This window comes from Pseudokineococcus basanitobsidens (assembly GCF_037482545.1).
GTDB lineage: Bacteria > Actinomycetota > Actinomycetes > Actinomycetales > Quadrisphaeraceae > Pseudokineococcus > Pseudokineococcus basanitobsidens.
This window is the reverse complement of the sequence record NZ_JBBIAA010000016.1, coordinates 51,007-68,824: the sequence shown is the minus strand read 5'-3', so window position 1 is coordinate 68,824 and position 17,818 is coordinate 51,007. Positions and strand designations below refer to the sequence as shown.

Sequence of the window (17,818 nt, the reverse complement as noted above, 5' to 3'; positions counted from 1 at the left end):
CACCTGAGCACCATCACGTCTCAACAGGCTTGACAGGTTCCGGGTCGACGAAGCGCGCGACCACCTCGTCCGACCCCTCCGCGCCGAGGTAGCCGGCACGGTGGATCGTGACGATGCCTTGGTCGATGGCCGGCTGGAGGGCCGTCAGTCCCGAGCGCGCGTCGAGCTCTGCGACGGTCGCCTTCATCTGCGCGCTGGCCTCACGCAGCGTCTCTTCCGTCTTGGCGAAGAAGTCGTGGAGGGCCGCCCCCTCCTCGGTGTCCGGCGGCGACTGCGCCAGCTTCGCGCGCCACTCGGGGGATCTGACGGCCGCCATGACCTGCTGGGTCTGTCGCAACTGGTCTTCGGAATGCTCCCCGTCGAGCAGCCCGGCACCTGCTTCAAGAAGTAAGTCGAGCATGCCGTCCGGGTTCCGGGCGGCCTCTAGGACGCTGTCGAGCATCTGAGCTGCGGGCGAGACGATCTCGATCTCGTCGGCGTAGAGCAGGGTGGCCCGCACCAGTTCGACGTCCCGCCCGACCATCGCGAGTCCGCTGCCGCTGGGCAGCGTCGCGATGGTCACCTTCAGCCGGCCCTCTGGGGTGGTGGACACGCCAGAGGCGGCGTTCGACCTCCTGGCCTCGCGCCGCCGCTGGCTGCGGCCCCTGGACATCTGCTCCTCGGGCCTAGGGCGCCGTCAGTGGGCGGCGTCGTAGGCGTCGAGGATGGACTGCTTGACGCGCCCGCGATCGGCGACGGTGTGGCCGTTGTCGCGGGCCCAGGCGCGGACGTCGTCGAGGTCGGCGCGCTTGGTGCCACCGCCTCGGGTGGAGGCGGCGCGCGAGGAGGCCTTCCCCTGAGATGCGGTGGTCTTGCGGGCGGCGCCGATCCACTCGGCGAAGGACTCCTCGATGGACGAGAAGTGCTGGTCGTTGAGGTCGATCTCGTAGTTCGTGCCCTGGAAGGCGAAAGTCACCGTCTGGGTGGCCTCCGAGCCGTCGAGGTCATCAACAAGAGTCACCTGAGTCTTCTGAGCCATGAACACATAGTGGCAGAACGAATGCCCAACGTCCTCACGCCGGCAAGGCGGTGACGCGAACCCACGCATGACCGCGGCCGGTCGGCGAAGAGCACCACTCGCGGACGTTGTCCGAGGTCGCCCCTACGGTCCGCGGGCATGAGCCCGCACCCGCCGCCCCCGCCGCACGAGCACCTCTTCCACCCGGGCGCCGCGGCTGCAGGCAAGGCCGCCCGCGAGGCCGATCCGCCCAGGTCCCACCTGGTGGGGTGTGCGATCTGCGGGCAGTCGGTCCAACTCGGCTCGGACGAGCCGGCGCCGCGCGCTCCGTGGAGGGGTCCCGTCACGCCTTGGCCTGCGCTGGCGCCGGACTTCCGTCGCCCCTGAGGCCTCCGCCGGGCCCGGCGTGGCAGTCGGTGGCGATGCGACCGCGGTGGGGTCAGTCGTGCACCCAGTAGGCGGTGCCGTCGCCTCGGGGGATCCAGTGCCGGCCTTCGTGGTCGACCTCGACGACGCCGTCGGCATTGAGCTCTCGGGCGTGGACGGTTCGAGCCGTCCCGTCGCAGTAGTACGCGGGCAGGACCGTCGCAGGCTCTTCGTGGCTCATGGCGCGGAAGGTCCCTCTCGGCCGAGGTCAACGTCAACCGCTCGTACAGCCGCCTTCTACCGCGCGGCCCCGGCGTCAACTCGGGTCGTCGCAGCTGCGGCCAAGGGCGCACCGTGAGGACGCAGCAGACTGGCTGGCAGCCAGCCGATGACCACTCCCCCGGTCTCGTCCTCGAGCGCGTAGGCCACGCGCGCCTGCCACCTGCCGCGGTCGTCGCGCCGCCAGCCCGCCACGACGCCCGGGATCAGTTCGGCGTCCGGCAGCACCACCCAGCAGTGCCGCCGCTGGCCTGCTCGGTCGCCCATCTCGCCAGGCTCGCACGCGCGGTCCGATCGACACCCTGTGCGATTGTCGGTGGGCAACTGGCGTGCTAGTTTCTGGTTGTCGGACAGCAAGGGGGGTGAGAGCATGCACAAGGACGTGAGGAAGGTCGTCAAGGCGCTGGAGCGCCAGGGCTTCGATGTCGTCACCACCGCCAACGGTCACCTGATGGTGAGCAAGGGCGGCGAGGTGATCGCGGTCCTGGCGGGTACCGCCAGCGACTGGCGGTCCCTCCTCAACGGCCTGGCCCCGCTGAAGCGGGCCGGGTTCCGGTGGCCGCCCCGGCGGTNCGGCGAGGTGATCGCGGTCCTGGCGGGTACCGCCAGCGACTGGCGGTCCCTCCTCAACGGCCTGGCCCCGCTGAAGCGGGCCGGGTTCCGGTGGCCGCCCCGGCGGTGATCGGACGGGGGCCGGAGGCGACCGAACCGCCTCCGGCCCCCGCACACATCGTCCACCTCCGCGCCTCTCGTCCCCATCCCCCGCCCCCTCCCGTCGACATCGACCTCAGGGGCAGTTTGAACATCGAGGAGTCCCGCGTGTCCGCGTCCCGCACGACATCCCGCACGACCGCTGCCGCCCCGGCGGACTTCAACGTCATCGCCGAGCTCGGCGACGTCGTTGACGTAGGCCTGCTGGCCGACGCCGACTGGGCCGACACCGTCTTGGACACCCTGCGGCCCTACCGGCCGGTGCTGGGCCGCAGCGCCTACGGGCGCCTCGAGGTGATCGCCACGCTCCCGGCGACCGACCTCCCGCAGGCCACCCGCACCGCGATGGCCGTCCTGGCCGACGTGCGCCGCCCGGACAGCAGCCCCCTGCCCGCCTACAGCCTCGAGGTGCTGCCCACCCACGCCTTCGACCACCGCACCCGCTTCGTCGACGTCCCGCCGCTGCTCAGCGTCCCCGAGGCCGCCGCCGCCCTCGGGATCTCCCGCCAGGCCGTCCTCAAGCGCATCGAGACCGGGGCCCTGCCCGCCAGCCGGATCGGATCCGTGTGGGCCGTGGCCGCCGCGGCGATGCCCTCTCCCCCCGACGACGGGCCCGACACCGCCTCATCCAGTGCATCGGCGCCTACGTCGGCCGCTCCTGCTGGGGCGAGGGCGTGAGCGCCGCATCCGGCGACGGCCCGGGCATCCTGGCGGTCGTCTCCGACGCCGTCGGTCAGACCCGCTACGAGACCGGAGAGATCCGCCTCTTCCTCGAAGTCCGCGCCAGCGGGCTGACCGACGTCCATCGCGACCTGGTGCTCGAGCTCGTCCGCGAGACCGCCGGCCCGACGGGGACGACGTGGGCCATGACCGCGGCCGCGGGCACCGACGCCGCGGTCGGCGCGAACACCCACACCCACTCCCCCGTCGGCGTCTTGGTCAGCCTCCTCGAGCGCGCCCAGCGCGACGGCCGGCTGCCGCCGCTGGCCTACCGCGCCTGGAGCGATGACGTGCGCGCCGACCTGCAGGACGTCGTGATGGCCACCCCCGAGTTCGGCACCTTCACCGGCGCCTGCGACAGCCGCGGCCGCGTCCAGGTCGCCGACCAGGCCCTGCACGCCGCCCTCACCGGCGACGACCCCATTGCGGCCGTCGCCCGCCTCGCCGGGCTGCCCTGGACCACCGCGCTAGGTCTTACGTCAGCGCTGAACTCACCGTCGGTCGCGCACTAGCAACAGTCTGTCCGCTTGAAAGGGCTTGCCCGAGGTCTGAGGCGTCCAAGACGCGCAGAAGCAGTGACAGCGAGCAGGCTTCGCGCCTAGCGTCCACACCCATGAGCCTCCGCAGGCGGGTCCTCATCGGTGCTGCGGCACTGGCTGGCGTGCTGTGCAGCCTTGTTGGTGTGGCATACGCCACTGGCAGCATGCCAGTGAATCTAACGCCGGCGGCTTTCATGAATGAGGCCTTCATCGCCAGAAATGTGTTGCGGAATAGACCCTTCGGATCTACCGTGCCGACATGCGACCCGGGCAGCCGAACCGACGGCTCGACGACGTCCAGGACCTGCGGGCCATGGCCCACCCGCTGCGGGTGCGCCTGTACTACGCCCTGACCACGCTGGAGGCCGCGACGGCCTCGCGGCTGGCGGAGTCGGTGGGCGAGTCCCCGGCGCTAGTCAGCTACCACCTGCGCCGGCTGCGCGACCACGGGTTCGTCGAGGAGGCCCCGGACCTTGTCAACGACCGCCGCGAGCGGTGGTGGCGCCCGGCGACCGACGGGTTCCGCTTCTCCCTGCCCGAGGCCGACGACGTCCCCGAGGCCCGCGCCGCGGCGGTCGCGCTGCAGCGCACCGCCCTGGCCAACCAGCTCGAGCGGCTGGAGTCCTGGCGCGACGAGCAGCCCTCCTGGGGCCCGGAGTGGTCGGAGGCCGCGGTCTCCTCCGACGTCATGCTCCGACTCACCCCGGCCGAGCTCGCCGCGATGAACGAGGAGCTGCATGCGGTCCTGCGCGCCTACCGCGAACGTGCCCGCGACACCGCACGGGCAGCCACCGACCCGGCCACCCGCAGCGGTCCCTCGACCGGAGCAGACCCCACACCCGGAGAGAATGCGGACTCGGCCGACGGGCGCGAGCACATCTTCCTCTTCCTGCACGCCTTCCCGTTCCAGCCGTGACCGTGACCGCCACCGCCCCGCCCACCAGGGCGGCCTACCGCGACCTCAACGTGCTGCGGTGGGTCACCGGGCTGTTCCTGAGCCTGCTGGGCGACTCGGTCTTCTTCGTCGCCCTGGCCTGGACCGCCACCCAGGTCGCCTCCCCCTCGGTCGCCGGGCTGGTCGTCGCCGCCGGCGCGGTCCCCCGTGCCGCCCTGATGCTCTTCGGCGGGGCCCTGGCCGACCGGGTCGGGCCCCGCACCACCGCCCTGGTCAGCGACGGCGCCCGCACCGCGGTGATGCTCGCCGTCGCGGCCGTGCTGCTGCTCGAGCAGCCCTCCGCAGCGGTCCTGATCGCCCTGGCCGTCGCCTTCGGGGTCATCGACGCGTTCTTCGTCCCCGCCGTCGGCGCGATGCCCGCCGTCCTGGTCGAGCACCACGAGCTGTCCCGGGTCACCGCGATGCGCCAGGTCGTGCACCGCGCCACCGCCGTCGCCGGCGCCCCGCTGGCCGGGTGGCTCATCGCCACCAGCAGCCTGTCGCTGGTCTACCTCGTCTGCGCCGGGCTCTTCGCCGTCTCCGTCGCCGCACTGGCCACCACCCGCACCCTCCCCCGCGCGGCATCGGCCATGTCGGCCACGGCCGACGACGAGGGCGAGCAGCGCGGGCGACGCGGGCCCTGGGGTGACGGCGCGCAGGAGCGAGCAGACCGACGCAGCGACCGACGACCCTCCGCGCGAGCCCTGCTGGACGACGTCACCGCAGGACTGCGCTACGTCCGCGGCCACACCCTGCTGCTGCCCCTCCTCGTCATCACGGCCGTCGCCGAGCTCGGCTTCGCCGGCGCGCTGAACGTCGGCCTGCCGCTGCTGGCCGACGCCTCCGGTTGGGGACCCCAGGGCGTCGGCTGGGTCCTCGGCGCCTGGGGCGCCGCGGCCGCTCTGGCCTCGGTGGTCCTGACGCTCACCGGCTCCCCGCAGCGAGCCGGGCTGGTCGGCGTCGCCTGCCTGCCGCTCATGGGCGTCGCCCTCGCCGGCGTCGCGCTGGCTCCCGGGTTGGGCGCCGCGGCCGCCGCCGCCGCCGTCCTCGGGGTCGGCTCCGGGGTGATCGCCCCCGTGCTCGGCGGCCTCACCCTCGCCGCCGCCGCCGACGACCAGGTCGGCCGCGTGATGTCCGTCGCCAGCCTCGCTGGCCTGGGCGGCGCCCCCCTGGCCTACGCCGCGACCGGCGTCCTCGTCGACCTCACCGACCCCGCCGCTCCCTTCCTCCTCGGTGGCGCTCTCGTCACCCTCACCGGGCTGGCCGCACTCACCTCCCGCCCCGTCCGCACCGCCCGACCCGACGGCACCACCAGCTGAGGGACACGCCCACGACGCCGGCGGGACGACGACGAGGCCAGCTCGGCAGCAGCGATCAGCCCGACGCCGGAGGATGGCCCCAGGACCGACCCGGACGCGCCCGGGCCCGTCGGCCCGGTCCCCGCGCACGTCCTGGCCGCCTTCGACCTCACCGGGCGGCAGACGCCGCTGCCCGGAGGACGGGGGCTCGCCGTCCGGGTCGACGGGGCGGTCCTGCTGCCGGCCCCGGACGTCGTCGCGAGCACCTGGGCCGCCGAGGTCGCCGGACGCCTGCGCTCCCCCGACGTCCGCGTGCCCCGACCCCTGCGCAGCCGCCACGGGCGCTGGGTCGCCGACGGGTGGACCGCCTCCGAGCACGTCGAGGGCGTCGACAGCCCGGCAGGACGCTGGCGCGAGCTGCTGGCCACCGCCCGCGCCTTCGACCGCGCGCTGGCGCACGAACCCGCCCCGGCGTGGCTGGCCGGGCGTCAGGACCCCTGGGCCGAGGCCGACCGCGCCGCCTGGGGCGAGGAGGTGCCGGCGCCCGGGCCGGTGACGGCTCCGCTGGTGGCACGACTGCTGGACGCACGTAGACCGCTGCCCCAGGCGCTGCCGCACCAGCTCGTCCACGGCGACCTCACCGGCAACGTGCTCCTCCCGGTCCGCGCGGGCCACGGCCTGCCGACCGTCGTCGACCTGTCCCCGTACCGGCGCCCCGCCGCGACGGCCGTGGCCGTCGTCGTGGTGGACGGGCAGCTGTGGCACGAGGCCGGCCCGGAGCTGGTCGACCTCGCCGACCTCGGCCCGTGCGGACCGCAGCTGCTCGTGCGGGCCCTGCTCTTCCGCCTCCTGGCCCTGGACGCCCTCACCCGCGACCGGCCCGCCGAGACGGCCGCCGAGCTCCCCGTGCACGAGGCGGCGGCCCGCCTCGTGCTCGCCCTGCCCGACGCGCCGCGCGACCACCCCCGAGGCGCACCACCCCACCGGACGCAGCTGTCCCGGCGCTCCCGCTGCTCGAGCGGCGCTGCAGGACGCGACGCGGTCTCGGAGTCGCCAGGACACGCAGCCGCCGGCCGTGCGGGATCAGCTGGTGATGGGCGCGGCGGCGGCCTCGTCGACGCCGTGGGCGGCGATGACGGCCAGCGCCCGGTCGACGGCCTGGGAGTCCTCGTTGGCGTCGATGGCGGTGACCTTGAGCCAGCGCATGGTGATGACGTGGACGCCGTGGTTGAGGTAGGGCGAGCCGTCGGGCATCTCCTGGGTGGCGTCCCACCGCATCACGATCGTGGTGCGGTGCGGCAGGCCCGTGACCCAGACGTCGGTGACGCGCACCTGCAGGGTCGGGCACACGCGGGCGAGGCGGTGGAACCAGGCGCGCAGGTGCTCGACGTCGTGGCGCTGGCCGCCGAGGGCGTGGTCGCCGCCGAAGCGGTGGTGGATGTCGGGGGCGCACCCCGCGAGCAGGGGCTCGTAGTCGTGGGCGTTGACGCGCTCGAAGTTGCGGCGGGCGATGCGCTCGACGGCGGCGTGGTACACGGCGTCCTCCTGCGGGGCGAGAGGGTGCCGGACCGCCCACCCGGGCGGCTTGACGCTGACAAGCACAGCGTGCACCCCGCCGCTTGACGCCGTCAAGCGGGCGACGGCAGGCTGCCCGCATGACGTCGTCCGACGGGTCGCCCCCCGCCCTGCGCGACGCGCTGCTGCGCGCCGCCCGCGAGGAGCTGGACCAGGCGGGGGGCGCGCCGGTGAGCCTGCGCGCGGTGGCCCGCCGGGCGGGCGTCTCCCACGCCGCACCGGCGTACGCCTTCGGCGACCGGTCGGGCCTGCTCACCGCCGTCGCGGCCGAGGGCTTCGCCGAGCTGGCGGCCCTCATGGACCGACCCGCCCCGCCGGGGCGCGAGGGGCTGGCGGAGCTGGGCCGTCGCTACACCGCCTTCGCCCGCGACAACCCGGCCCTGTACGAGGTGATGTTCTCCCCGGGCGACCTCGACGACGACGACGAGGCCCTGGACGCGGCGCGCGCCTCGTCGCTGCGGGCGCTGACCCGACTCACCCGCGACGACGGCGCCGACGGCCCACCCGGCGAGCTGACGTCGATCGCCTGGGCCTTCGCCCACGGCGTGGCGTCGCTGAGCACCCGGGGGGCGCTGCCACGGGCGACCGCGGAGGCCCTCGTCGACGGCTTCGCCGCCCTCGCGGACGGGCGTGGGGCCGGCCCGGGCCACCGGGGGCCGCAGCAGCGGCAGCCGGCGGCCCACCGGTGACGCCAGAGCCGCCGGCGGGTCGCCCGGGACGCCCGGGACGCCCGGGGACGGAGGTCGAGCGGGGCGGGCGTCAGCCCGCGCGGCCACTCGGGTCGAGCAGCCGACGGGCGCCGGGGCCGCCGCCCCCGAGGACGTCGCCGGGGTTGGCGAGGCCGCAGGCATCGAGGGACAGGCAGCCGCAGCCGATGCACCCGGTGAAGTCGTCCCGCAGCTGCTGGAGGCGGACGATCCGCTCGTCGAGCTCGTCCCGCCACGCCGCCGACAGGCGGGCCCAGTCCTGCGCCGTCGGCGTCCGCCCGCCGGGCAGGAGGTCGAGCTCCTCCCGCACGCGGGCCAGCGGGATGCCGACGCGCTGCGCGAGACGGACGAGCGCCAGGCGGCGCAGCACGTCGCGGGCGTACCGGCGCTGGTTGCCGGCCGTCCGCGTGCTCGTGACGAGGCCCTCGCGCTCGTAGAAGTGCAGGGCGGACACGCGGACCCCCGCGCGTGCCGCGACCTCTCCCGGTGTCAGGTCCCTCATCTCGCTCCTGCCCTTGACCTCAACCTTTGTCGAGGTATCAGGGTGCCACCCATGACGACGACCGACCAGGCCCCGCGACCGCGCGCCGACCGGCTCGGCGGCCACCGGCTCGCCCCGTCCCGCCCCCGGTCGCCCTACGAGGAGGTCCCCCGGCTCATCACCCTCATGACCGGCGACGAGAAGCACGACGCCAGCGCGACGTCGACGCTCGACGTGCTCTGGGTCCTCTACGACCAGGTGCTGCGCGTCGACCCCGCCGACCCCGGCGCCCCGGACCGCGACCGGCTGCTGGTCTCCAAGGGGCACGGGCCCATGGCCTACTACGCCGTCCTCGCCGCGCACGGCTTCCTCGCCGAGGACGAGCTCGCCACCTTCGGACGGTGGGGCTCGTCCCTCGGGCACCACCCCGACCGGTGCTCGCCCGCGGCGTCGAGATCTCCGCCGGGTCCCTCGGCCACGGCCTCGGGCTCGCGGTCGGCACCGCCCTGGGCCAGCGCCTGGCGGGTCGCGACGCCCGGACCGTCGTCCTGCTCGGCGACGCGGAGATGGAGGAGGGCAGCGGGTGGGAGGCGGTGCAGCAGGCGGGCCGCGAGCGCCTCGGACGCCTCATGGCGGTCGTCGTCGACAACCGCTCCTCCGGTCCGGGGTGGCCCGGGGCCTGGCCGCCCGCTTCGCCCTCGAGGGCTGGACCACCGCGGAGGTCGACGGGCGCGACCACGCCGCCCTGGCCGCCGCCTACCGCGCCGCCGACGACGACCCGGGCCGCCCGCACGCCGTCGTCGCCCGCACCGAGGCGAAGGAGTCCTGATGAGCAGCACGACCACCACCGACCCGGTCATCACGAGCGGGAGCGCGTCCGCCCCGGCCGACCAGCGCGAGGCGTTCTACGGGCTCCTGCCCCGGCTGCTGGCCGACGACGACCGGCTCGTCGTCGTCCTCGCCGCCGTCGGGGCCGGCTACCTCGACGTCCCCGAGGAGCTGGCGGGACGCGTCGTCGACGTCGGCATCCGCGAGCAGCTGCTCGTCTCCACCGCGGGAGGCCTGGCGCTCACCGGGCTGCGGCCCGTGGTCCACACCTTCCCGCCCTTCCTCGTCGAGCGTCCCTTCGAGCAGGTCAAGCTCGACCTCGGCCACCAGGGCGTCGGCGCGGTCCTCGTCTCCGCGGGCGGGTCGTACGGCTGGCCGGCCGGAGGCGCCACCCACTTCGGGCCGCGCGACGTCGCGCTGCTGGACACCCTCGACGGCTGGACCGTGCACGCCCCCGGCCACCCCGCCGAGGTCGAGCCGCTGCTGCGCCGGGCCGTCGCCGGCGACGACCGCGTCTACCTGCGCCTGGACCCGACGTCCAACGCCCGTCCTGCCGACGTCACCGACGACCGGTGGCGGGTGGTGCGCGAGGGCGGCTGCGGCCTCGTCGTGGCCGTCGGACCGGTGCTGGACCGGGTCCTCGCCGCGACCGAGGGCCTCGACGTCGCCGTGCTGCACGCCGTCACCGTGCGACCCGTGGACGCCGCCGCCCTGCGCGCCGCGGCGCACGTCCCCGAGGTCGTCCTCGTCGAGCCGTGGCTGCGCGGGACGAGCAGCCACCTCGTCGCCGAGGCGCTGCGGGACCGGCCGCTGCGCCTGCTCGCCCTCGGCGTCGACCGGGCCGAGCACCGCGCGTACGGCGAGGTCGCCGACCACGACCGGCTGCACGGGCTCGACGTCGCCGGGCTACGACGGTCGGTCCAGGGCTTCGTCGCCGCGCAGCGGTGACCGCGCAGGGCGGGGCGGTGACCGGCGGACGCCGGCCCTGCCGCGGGCGACCTCAGCCCTGCGGCTGCGCGGCGTCGTACCGGAGCTCGACGAGCTGCGACCCGGGCAGCACACGGGCTCCGAGCAGACGCAGGCCGGCACGCGCACCGGTGTAGAGCGGCGACCCGTCCCCGACGAGGGCGGCGCCGACGAGCACGACGAGCTCGTCCACGAGACCGCGCCGCAGCAAGGGGTTCCACGTCGTCGCGCTGCCGAACATCAGCAGGTCGCCTCCCTCGCCCTGCTTCAGGCGGGCGAGCTCCGCGGGCGCGTCGTCGCGGCGGACGACGCGCGTGGCGGACGCCCACGGCGCGTCGGGCGGGACCGAGAGGGAGTTGCTCACGACGAGCGAGTCCGACGACGTGACGAGCGCGGCGATCTCGCGGTCGCGCTCGCCGGAGGACTCGTCCGCCGCGACCGCCGACCAGTGCTCCCAGTTCGCCGGGTACCAAGTGCTGCCGTAGACGAGCGTGCCGGCGCTCCGCAGCAGGCCGAGGTTGTGGTCGTTGAACGCGTCCTCGAACGGGAGCGGCGAGAGGTCCTTCCCCGGCCCCTCGTAGTACCCGTCGAGGGAGGTCAGCACGGAGACGACGAGCCGGCGCATGCGCCGACGGTAGCCAGCGCGCCGCCCCAGGTCCCGCGCTCGGAGACCCCGAGATCGGTGGCGGGGAGATCGGAGGCGGGGAGGCCGGGCAGCGCCGCCTCGACCTCGCGCCACGTCGTCATGGTCACAGGCCGGTGCCCGGCTCCGGCAGCGCCGGCCGGCACGGGGACGGCCGCCGTCGCGGAGGTCTTGCGGGGCCCCTCCGCACGGCGCCACCCTGGCGTCCCGACCGCGCCCCGACCGCGGCCGACCGCGGCCGGCCGCGGTCGGCACGGGGCGACGACCAGCAGGAGGCCACGATGGTCCGTGAGGTGCAGATCACCGTCGACTGCGCCGGCCCGGCGGCGCTGGCGTCCTTCTGGGCGGAGGTCCTCGGCTACCGGCTGCAGGACCCACCGCCGGGGTTCGACTCCTGGGACGCGGCGCTCGCGTCGATGGGCGTCCCGCCGGAGCACCGCGACGACGCCTCGGCCGTGGTCGACGCCGAGGGCTCCGGCCCCCGGCTCTACTTCCAGCGTGTGCCCGAGGGCAAGGCGGCCAAGAACCGGCTCCACCTCGACGTCCGGGCGGCGCCCGGGCTGGAGGGCGACGCCCGGATGGCCGCGCTGGAGGTGGAGTGCGAGCGGCTCCTCGCGCTCGGCGCGACCCGCGTCGAGCGGCACGAGCCCGCTCCCCCGCTCGGCAGCGGGTGGATCGTCATGACCGACCCGGAGGGCAACGAGTTCTGCCTCGACTGAGCCTTGGTCCGACCACCGAGCCCTGGTCCGACCACCGAGCCCTGGCCCGACCGACGGAGCTTGACCCACCGACGCTGCCCGCCAACGCGTCTCAGCTCGTCAGGTCGGTGCTCGCGCTCAGCTCGCGCCACTCCTCGAGCTCGGCGCGCTGGGCGTCGAGCACACCGCCGACGGCCGCGAGGGCGTCCGTGCCGAGCAGCAGGAGCGCCGGGGCCCTGCCGGACCCGACGGCGGTGATGATCGCCTGCGCCGCCTTCGCCGGGTCCCCCGGCTGCGTGCCGTGGACGGTGTCGTTCTCCTTGCGCCGCGGGCCGACCGTCTCGGCGTAGTCCTCGATGGGCTGCCGGGCCCCCGTGAGGGACCGGCCGGCGAAGTCGGTCCGGAACGCCCCCGGCTCGACGGCCGTGACGGTGATGCCGAGGGGTGCGAGCTCGGTGCGCATCGAGCCGCTCAGGCCCTCCAGCGCCGCCTTCGTCGCGGCGTAGTAGCCCGACCCCGGCGGGCAGAGCCGCGCCCCGATGGAGGAGATGTTGAGGATCGTGCCGCTGCGACGGCGACGCATCCCCGGCAGCACCGCCTTGGCCGTCGCGACGGGCCCGTGCACGTTGGTCGCGAAGAGACGGGCGACGTCCTCGTCGTCACCCTCCTCGACCGCACCCCGGTAGCCGTAGCCGGCGTTGTTGACCAGGACGTCGACCTGGCCGAAGCGCTCCTCGGTCGCGCGGACCGCGTCGCGGACCTGGTCGCCGTCGGTGACGTCCAGCGCCAGCGCCAGGGCGGTCCCCGGGTGGGCGTCGACGAGGTCCTGCACCGACCGCGGGTCGCGGGCGGTGACGGCCGCCTGCCACCCCCGCTCGAGGACCGCCTCGGCCAGGGCACGGCCGAGGCCGGTGGAGCATCCGGTGATCAGCCAGGTGGGCATGTCGTCCTCCGTCGGTCGTGGTGGGTCGCGCCGGCTCACGGGCGTGGAGCGCCGAGCCGACCACGGACGATGGCGCACCTCCCGCCCTCGGCGCGACACCGGTGCCGGCAGGAGGGGCGACGCGGCACGACGCGACGCCGTGGCGTGGCGTGGCGTGGCGGGTGCCGCCGCGGGCGGTGCTGGACGGCGGCGCCGCCCGAGGAGGACCGTTCCCCCGTGAGCCCGGTGCCGGACGACGACCGGTCGACGTCGACCACGGCCCTGCCCCCGGAGCCGCTCGACGAGGCCGCCCGCCGGGCACGACGCGGCGTCTTCGACGCAGGTGCGGCCCGCTACGCCGCCGCCCGACCCACCTACCCCGACGGGCTCTTCGACGCCCTCGCCGCCTACGGCGTCCTGGGACCCGGGGCGCGCGTCCTCGAGGTCGCCCCGGGGACGGGGCAGGCGACCCGCCCGATGGGCCTGCGCGGCTGGTGGGTCCATGCCGTCGAGCTCGGTGGGGGCATGGCCGCGGCCGCCCGTGCCCACGTCGCCGACCTGCCGCGGGTCACCGTCGAGGTCACCGCCTTCGAGGACTGGCCCCTGCCGGACGACCCCTTCGACGCCGTCGTCTGCTGCACCGCCTGGCACTGGCTCGACCCCTCCGTCCGGGTGGGCAAGGCCGCCCGTGCCCTGCGTCCCGGGGGGACGCTGGCCGTCGTCTGGACCCACCACGTCGCGGGAGGCCCGAGCAGCGCCGACGACGAGGTGACCGCCGCCTACGCCGCCGCCGGGCTCCAGACCGCCTGGTCGGCGAGACGTCCGCGCGAGGAGGACCTGACGCCGTCCACGGCCGAGCTCGCGGGGTCCCCGTACCTCGGCGACGTCCGCTCCGTCACCTTCCCCGTCGAGACCGCCTACCACGCAGGCGCTCTCGTCGAGCTGTTCGGCACCTACTCCGAGGTGGTCGCCCTGTCGCCCGCCCGCCGGGAGCGGCTGCTCACCCATCTCGCCGAGCTCGTGGACGCCCGCGGCGGCCTCGTCACCCGCCGCCACGTCGTCGAGCTCGTGCTCGCCCGCCCCACCGCGCCCGACGACGGCTCCTCCACCGGGTGACGGACGCCGTGGCCACGCCACCATCCCGGCGGCGAGGCCGGGCGGGCGCTCCTCGGGCTGCCACACTCCGCGCATGGCGCAGAAGACAGAGGTCGTGCTCACCGACGACGTCGACGGCTCCCCCGCGACGCGGACCGTCTCGTTCTCCTTCGAGGGCACCGCCTACGAGGTCGACCTCAACGACGACCACGCCGCCGCCATCGAGGAGTCCTTCGCGGAGTGGATCGCGGTGGCGCGCAGGGCGTCCGCCGGTGGTGCACGTCCGGACGGCGGCACGCGCCGCTCGAGCACCGCCAAGCGCTCCGACCTGGACGTCGTCCGCGCGTGGGCCCGCGAGAACGGGCACACCGTCTCCGGCCGGGGCCGCGTCGCGCAGACGGTCCTCGACGCCTACGACGCCGCCCACGGCTGAGCCACCCACCGAGGTGGCGGCCCCTCAGCTCCGCCGCAGCTGCCGTCCGCGTCTCTCGTCGGGCGACGGGCCGGCGTCCACGAACCCGTGGCGCTCGTAGAGCCGCGTGGCCCCGTCGTCGCCGGAGGAGACGGACAGGACGACGGGCGTGCCGGGGTGCTCGGCCGCCGCCCAGGCGAGCACGCCCGCGACCAGGGCGTCGCCGCAGCCCCTCCCACGGGCCGCCGGGTCCACCCACAGCGAGACCAGCTCGGCCGCACCGCTCGCCCCCGGCGAGGACGCGGCGACGACTCCGACCGAGTCGCCGCCGCCCAGCTCCACGACGAGGTGAAGCGCGACGTCGCGCAGGCGGCCACGCCAGTGCTCCTCGCGGTCGCCGTCCCCGCTCCACCGCGCGAGCGTCGACCCGGACGCCCCGGGGTCCTGCGCGAGCGACGCCCGGCCCAGCCGACGCCACGGCCGCCGTCGTCCTCACGGCGCCCGGCGTGCCCGACAGCGCCACCACCGGACGAGAGCCGCGTGCGGGTGGCGACGGGCGTCGGATGCGTCTCTACTGTCGCCGTCCACCACCGGCGGCAGGACGGGGAGCGACATGGGTGCCAGGACATCAACACGCAGGGCGGAGCGCGAGGTGGAGGGGTTCGCCCGACGGGCCCTGCACGACGTCGCCACCGGGCGCTTCGAGCGCACGCTCGCCGGGCTCACGGCGGCGGGCGCCGTGGTCACGACCCTGGAGATCTACACCTCGCACGACTCGGCGAGCTTCGGCAACAAGATGATGTGGTGGCCCATCGCGGTGGTCCCCACGCTCGTGCCGGCCGGTGTCGCCGCGGTCGTCAGCCGGCGGGCCGCGCGCACCGTGCTGCCGTTCGCCAGCGCGCTCGTCGTCGCCAACGGCCTCCAGGGCACCTACCTGCACGCCCGTGGCATCGCGCAGAAGCCCGGCGGCTGGCGGATGGCCGCGTACAACCTCGAGATGGGCCCGCCGCTGTTCGCTCCGGCGCTCGCCTCGCTCGTCGGCGGCATGGGGCTGCTCGCCTCCGTGCTGCGCCGCGAGGGCAGCGACGACGACGGTCCGGCGGTCGCGAGCACCCGGTCCTCGCGCCTGGCCTCGCGCGCGCAGCACGACGTCGCCCGGACCCGCAGCACCGCCCGCCGCACCGCCCGCCGCGCCGCGCGACGGGTCGGCGCCTGATGGTCTACCGCGCACCGGGCCGGCGAGGGCTCACCCCGCAGGGCCGCGGCCGCTACCCGGGCTTCGACGTCCTCGACGAGGTCGGCCGCTGGGACGACGTCACGGCCGGCGTCGTCCTCGCCCGGCTGGCCACGACGACCGACCTGTCCTTCTTCACGACCGAGGAGGACGCGGTGGCCTCGCCGCTCTTCGACCTCCTGCTGGCCCAGGACGGCGAGCCCCGGGTCCCCGTGGTGGCCCTGGTCGACGCCCGCCTGGCGTCCGGGGAGACCGACGGCTGGCGCTACGAGGACATGCCGCCGGACGACCAGGCCTGGCGGGCGACGCTCGCCGCCCTCGACGAGGACGCCCACGACGCCCACGGCGCGCCCTTCTCCACCCTGGACGCACAGCAGCAGGCGGGCCTCGTGCAGGCGGTCTTCGACGCCGGCCAGCACGGCGACACCTGGCACGGCTGGTCGGGCGCGCACGTGTGGAGCCTGTGGACCCGGTACGTCTGCGCCGCCTTCTACTCCCACCCGTGGGCGTGGAACGAGATCGGCTTCGGCGGGCCGGCCTACCCGCGGGGGTACAAGAACGTGGGCCTGGACGCGCGCGAGCGCTGGGAGGTGGCCGACGCCGACCCGTCCGACCCGGCCGTGCTGGCCCGCCGCGTCCGCGAGGCGCGCGCCGAGCACGAGCGTCTGACGGGCGCGCCGTCGACCCGGCCGTCGGGCACGAGGGCGCCCCGGCAGGGAGAGCTGCGATGAAGGTGCCGCTCGGCGCGCCGGGACGCCTGTCCTACCGCGACGTCCGCGAGCGCAACGAGTCGGCGTGGCTGCTGCCGCTGGACGGCGCCCGCACGAACCACGAGCTGCGCGCGGACATGCGCCGCTTCGCCGACGACGACGAGGTCGACCTGGTGGTCGTCGGCGCCGGGGCGGGTGGCGGCGTGCTCACCCAGCGGCTGGCGCGGCGCGGCTGGAGCGTCGTCACCCTGGACGCGGGACCCTTCTGGGACCCCGACGCCGACTGGGTGAGCGACGAGCGCGGCTCGCACGGCCTGTACTGGACGGAGCCGCGCGTCATCGGCGGCAGCGACCCGGTGCCGCTGGGCTCGAACAACTCCGGGCGCGGCGTCGGCGGCTCTCTCGTGCACTACTCCGGCTTCGTGCCGCGCCTGCACCCCAGCGACTTCTCGATCCGCAGCACCGACGGCGTCGGCGTCGACTGGCCCATCGGGTACGACGACCTGCGGCCCTACTACGAGGCGATCGAGGGCGAGCTGCCCGTGGCCGGCCAGGACTGGCCGTGGGGGTACCCACACCGCTACAGCCACCACGCGCACCCCGTCGGCGGCAACGGCGACGTCTTCCTGAGGGGCTGCCACGCCGCAGGCGTCCCGGCCCGGGTGGGCCCCGTGGCCATCACCAACGGCCGCTTCGGCAACCGGCCGCACTGCATCTACCGCGGGTTCTGCCAGCAGGGCTGCAAGGTCAACGCGAAGGCGAGCCCGCTCATCACCCACGTCCCCGACGCGCTGGCCCACGGTGCGGAGATCCGCGCGCACTGCCACGTCAGCGGCGTCCTCGTCGACGACAGCGGCGAGCGCGTGACCGGCGTCACCTACCTCAAGGACGGCGTCGAGCACCGCCAGCGCGCCAGGGCCGTCGCGGTCGCCGGCTACAGCATCGAGACGCCGCGGCTCCTGCTGCTCTCCGCCTCGAAGCACCACCCGCAGGGCCTCGGCAACGACCACGACCAGCTCGGCCGCAACCTCATGGTCCAGGGCGCCCCGCAGACGGCGGGCCGGTTCGCCGAGGAGGTGCGGATGAACAAGGCGCAGGTCCCCGAGGCGAGCAGCGAGCACTTCTACGAGACCGACCCGACGGCGTCCTACGCCCGCGGCTGGTCGCTGCAGACCGTGGGCCCGCTGCCCGTCACCTGGTCCGAGCACCTGGTCGCCCAGGGTCACTGGGGTGCACCGCTGCGCGAGTACATGCGGGACTACAACCACTGGGCCGTCGTCGGGGCGCTCGCCGAGCTCATGCCGCACCCGGACAACCGCGTCACGCTCGCGGACGAGAAGGACCGGCACGGCCTGCCGGTCGCCCGGTTCGACTACAGCCTCGGTGACAACGACACGGCCCTGATCGACGCGGCGACCAGCAGCATGGAGGAGGTCCTGCACGCCGCCGGGGCGCACGAGACGATGACGGTCCAGCGCTTCGCCCACCTCGTCGGCGGCGCGCGGATGGCCGCGAGGGCGCAGGACGGCGTCGTCGACACCGACCACAAGGTCTTCGGGATGCAGAACCTCTTCGTCACCGACGGCTCCACGCTGCCCACGCAGGGCGCCGCCAACCCCGGCCTCACGATCATGGCTCTCGCCGCCCGCGCCGCCGACCGGATGGAGGCACTGGCCCGCCACGGGTGAGTCCCGCCGTCGCCG

General features: G+C 75.3%; 19 protein-coding genes and 2 pseudogenes. 13 read left to right on the top strand and 8 right to left on the bottom strand.

Annotation, left to right across the window (positions count from 1 at the left end; all coding sequences use genetic code 11):
* Positions 1–13: 13 nt before the first annotated feature.
* The 3 genes from WDZ17_RS12670 to WDZ17_RS12660 form a co-directional block, all read right to left on the bottom strand.
* Entirely contained in the window at positions 14–652 is a 639-nt protein-coding gene (locus WDZ17_RS12670; protein ID WP_339575524.1) for a hypothetical protein, read from the bottom strand.
* Positions 653–676: 24 nt separating this feature from the next.
* A complete protein-coding gene (locus tag WDZ17_RS12665) occupies positions 677–1,018 on the bottom strand; it encodes a histone-like nucleoid-structuring protein Lsr2 (protein WP_339575523.1) in 342 nt (113 codons plus the stop codon).
* A 418-nt stretch (positions 1,019–1,436) separates the two neighbouring features.
* Positions 1,437–1,604, bottom strand: a complete 168-nt coding sequence (locus WDZ17_RS12660; protein ID WP_339575522.1) for a hypothetical protein — start codon at positions 1,602–1,604, stop codon at positions 1,437–1,439.
* An 857-nt stretch (positions 1,605–2,461) separates the two neighbouring features.
* Here WDZ17_RS12660 and WDZ17_RS12655 point away from each other — a divergent pair.
* The 4 genes from WDZ17_RS12655 (at position 2,462) to WDZ17_RS12640 (ending at position 5,865) form a co-directional block, all read left to right on the top strand.
* Positions 2,462–3,031, top strand: a complete 570-nt coding sequence (locus WDZ17_RS12655; RefSeq protein WP_339575521.1) for a helix-turn-helix domain-containing protein — start codon at positions 2,462–2,464, stop codon at positions 3,029–3,031.
* Positions 3,028–3,585, top strand: coding sequence for a hypothetical protein (locus tag WDZ17_RS12650; RefSeq protein ID WP_339575520.1), 558 nt, complete (start codon positions 3,028–3,030; stop codon positions 3,583–3,585). The genes WDZ17_RS12655 and WDZ17_RS12650 overlap by 4 nt, the downstream gene beginning before the upstream one ends.
* Positions 3,586–3,871: 286 nt before the next feature.
* A complete protein-coding gene (locus WDZ17_RS12645) occupies positions 3,872–4,528 on the top strand; it encodes a helix-turn-helix domain-containing protein (protein ID WP_339575519.1) in 657 nt (218 codons plus the stop codon).
* Positions 4,525–5,865, top strand: a complete 1,341-nt coding sequence (locus tag WDZ17_RS12640) for an MFS transporter (protein ID WP_339575518.1) — start codon at positions 4,525–4,527, stop codon at positions 5,863–5,865. Before WDZ17_RS12645 ends, WDZ17_RS12640 begins: the two co-directional genes overlap by 4 nt.
* 1,062 nt (positions 5,866–6,927) lie before the next feature.
* Here WDZ17_RS12640 and WDZ17_RS12635 read toward each other — a convergent pair.
* Positions 6,928–7,446: a nuclear transport factor 2 family protein gene (locus WDZ17_RS12635; protein WP_339575517.1), complete on the bottom strand. Its 519-nt coding sequence runs from the start codon at positions 7,444–7,446 to the stop codon at positions 6,928–6,930.
* Positions 7,447–7,499: 53 nt separating this feature from the next.
* On the opposite strand from WDZ17_RS12635, the gene WDZ17_RS12630 reads away from it, so the two are divergent.
* A complete protein-coding gene (locus WDZ17_RS12630; protein ID WP_339575516.1) occupies positions 7,500–8,108 on the top strand; it encodes a TetR/AcrR family transcriptional regulator in 609 nt (202 codons plus the stop codon).
* Positions 8,109–8,178: 70 nt separating this feature from the next.
* Here WDZ17_RS12630 and soxR read toward each other — a convergent pair whose 3' ends face one another.
* Positions 8,179–8,628 (bottom strand): redox-sensitive transcriptional activator SoxR, encoded by a 450-nt coding sequence (soxR, locus tag WDZ17_RS12625; protein WP_339575515.1) that lies wholly within the window; start codon positions 8,626–8,628, stop codon positions 8,179–8,181.
* A gap of 165 nt (positions 8,629–8,793) precedes the next feature.
* Between soxR and WDZ17_RS17520 the strand changes: the two are divergent.
* A pseudogene (locus tag WDZ17_RS17520) lies at positions 8,794–9,436 on the top strand (thiamine pyrophosphate-binding protein).
* On the top strand, positions 9,436–10,383 hold the full coding sequence (locus tag WDZ17_RS12605; RefSeq protein WP_339575526.1) for a transketolase family protein: 948 nt from the start codon (positions 9,436–9,438) through the stop codon (positions 10,381–10,383). The pseudogene WDZ17_RS17520 and the gene WDZ17_RS12605 overlap by 1 nt, the downstream one beginning before the upstream one ends.
* Positions 10,384–10,435: 52 nt before the next feature.
* On the opposite strand, the gene WDZ17_RS12600 is transcribed toward WDZ17_RS12605, so the two are convergent.
* The gene (locus WDZ17_RS12600; protein ID WP_339575514.1) at positions 10,436–11,026 is read right to left on the bottom strand and encodes a dihydrofolate reductase family protein; all 591 of its coding nucleotides are present in this window, start codon (positions 11,024–11,026) and stop codon (positions 10,436–10,438) included.
* A gap of 299 nt (positions 11,027–11,325) precedes the next feature.
* On the opposite strand from WDZ17_RS12600, the gene WDZ17_RS12595 reads away from it, so the two are divergent.
* Positions 11,326–11,763, top strand: a complete 438-nt coding sequence (locus WDZ17_RS12595; RefSeq protein ID WP_339575513.1) for a VOC family protein — start codon at positions 11,326–11,328, stop codon at positions 11,761–11,763.
* Positions 11,764–11,854: 91 nt separating this feature from the next.
* On the opposite strand, the gene WDZ17_RS12590 is transcribed toward WDZ17_RS12595, so the two are convergent.
* The gene (locus WDZ17_RS12590) at positions 11,855–12,685 is read right to left on the bottom strand and encodes an oxidoreductase (RefSeq protein ID WP_339575512.1); all 831 of its coding nucleotides are present in this window, start codon (positions 12,683–12,685) and stop codon (positions 11,855–11,857) included.
* A gap of 216 nt (positions 12,686–12,901) precedes the next feature.
* Here WDZ17_RS12590 and WDZ17_RS12585 point away from each other — a divergent pair, with 216 nt between their 5' ends.
* Both WDZ17_RS12585 and WDZ17_RS12580 read left to right on the top strand, forming a co-directional pair.
* A complete protein-coding gene (locus tag WDZ17_RS12585) occupies positions 12,902–13,780 on the top strand; it encodes a class I SAM-dependent methyltransferase (RefSeq protein ID WP_339575511.1) in 879 nt (292 codons plus the stop codon).
* A 73-nt stretch (positions 13,781–13,853) separates the two neighbouring features.
* The gene (locus tag WDZ17_RS12580) at positions 13,854–14,192 is read left to right on the top strand and encodes a histone-like nucleoid-structuring protein Lsr2 (RefSeq protein ID WP_339575510.1); all 339 of its coding nucleotides are present in this window, start codon (positions 13,854–13,856) and stop codon (positions 14,190–14,192) included.
* A 24-nt stretch (positions 14,193–14,216) separates the two neighbouring features.
* On the opposite strand, the gene WDZ17_RS12575 is transcribed toward WDZ17_RS12580, so the two are convergent.
* The gene (locus WDZ17_RS12575) at positions 14,217–14,639 is read right to left on the bottom strand and encodes a GNAT family N-acetyltransferase (protein ID WP_339575525.1); all 423 of its coding nucleotides are present in this window, start codon (positions 14,637–14,639) and stop codon (positions 14,217–14,219) included.
* 145 nt (positions 14,640–14,784) lie between these two features.
* Here WDZ17_RS12575 and WDZ17_RS12570 point away from each other — a divergent pair.
* From WDZ17_RS12570 to WDZ17_RS12560, 3 genes and pseudogenes are all read left to right on the top strand, one after another.
* Positions 14,785–15,249 (top strand): annotated as a pseudogene (locus WDZ17_RS12570) (hypothetical protein); the annotation flags it as partial.
* 137 nt (positions 15,250–15,386) lie between these two features.
* A complete protein-coding gene (locus WDZ17_RS12565) occupies positions 15,387–16,136 on the top strand; it encodes a gluconate 2-dehydrogenase subunit 3 family protein (protein ID WP_339575508.1) in 750 nt (249 codons plus the stop codon).
* On the top strand, positions 16,133–17,803 hold the full coding sequence (locus WDZ17_RS12560) for a GMC family oxidoreductase (RefSeq protein ID WP_339575507.1): 1,671 nt from the start codon (positions 16,133–16,135) through the stop codon (positions 17,801–17,803). Before WDZ17_RS12565 ends, WDZ17_RS12560 begins: the two co-directional genes overlap by 4 nt.
* Positions 17,804–17,818: the final 15 nt, after the last annotated feature.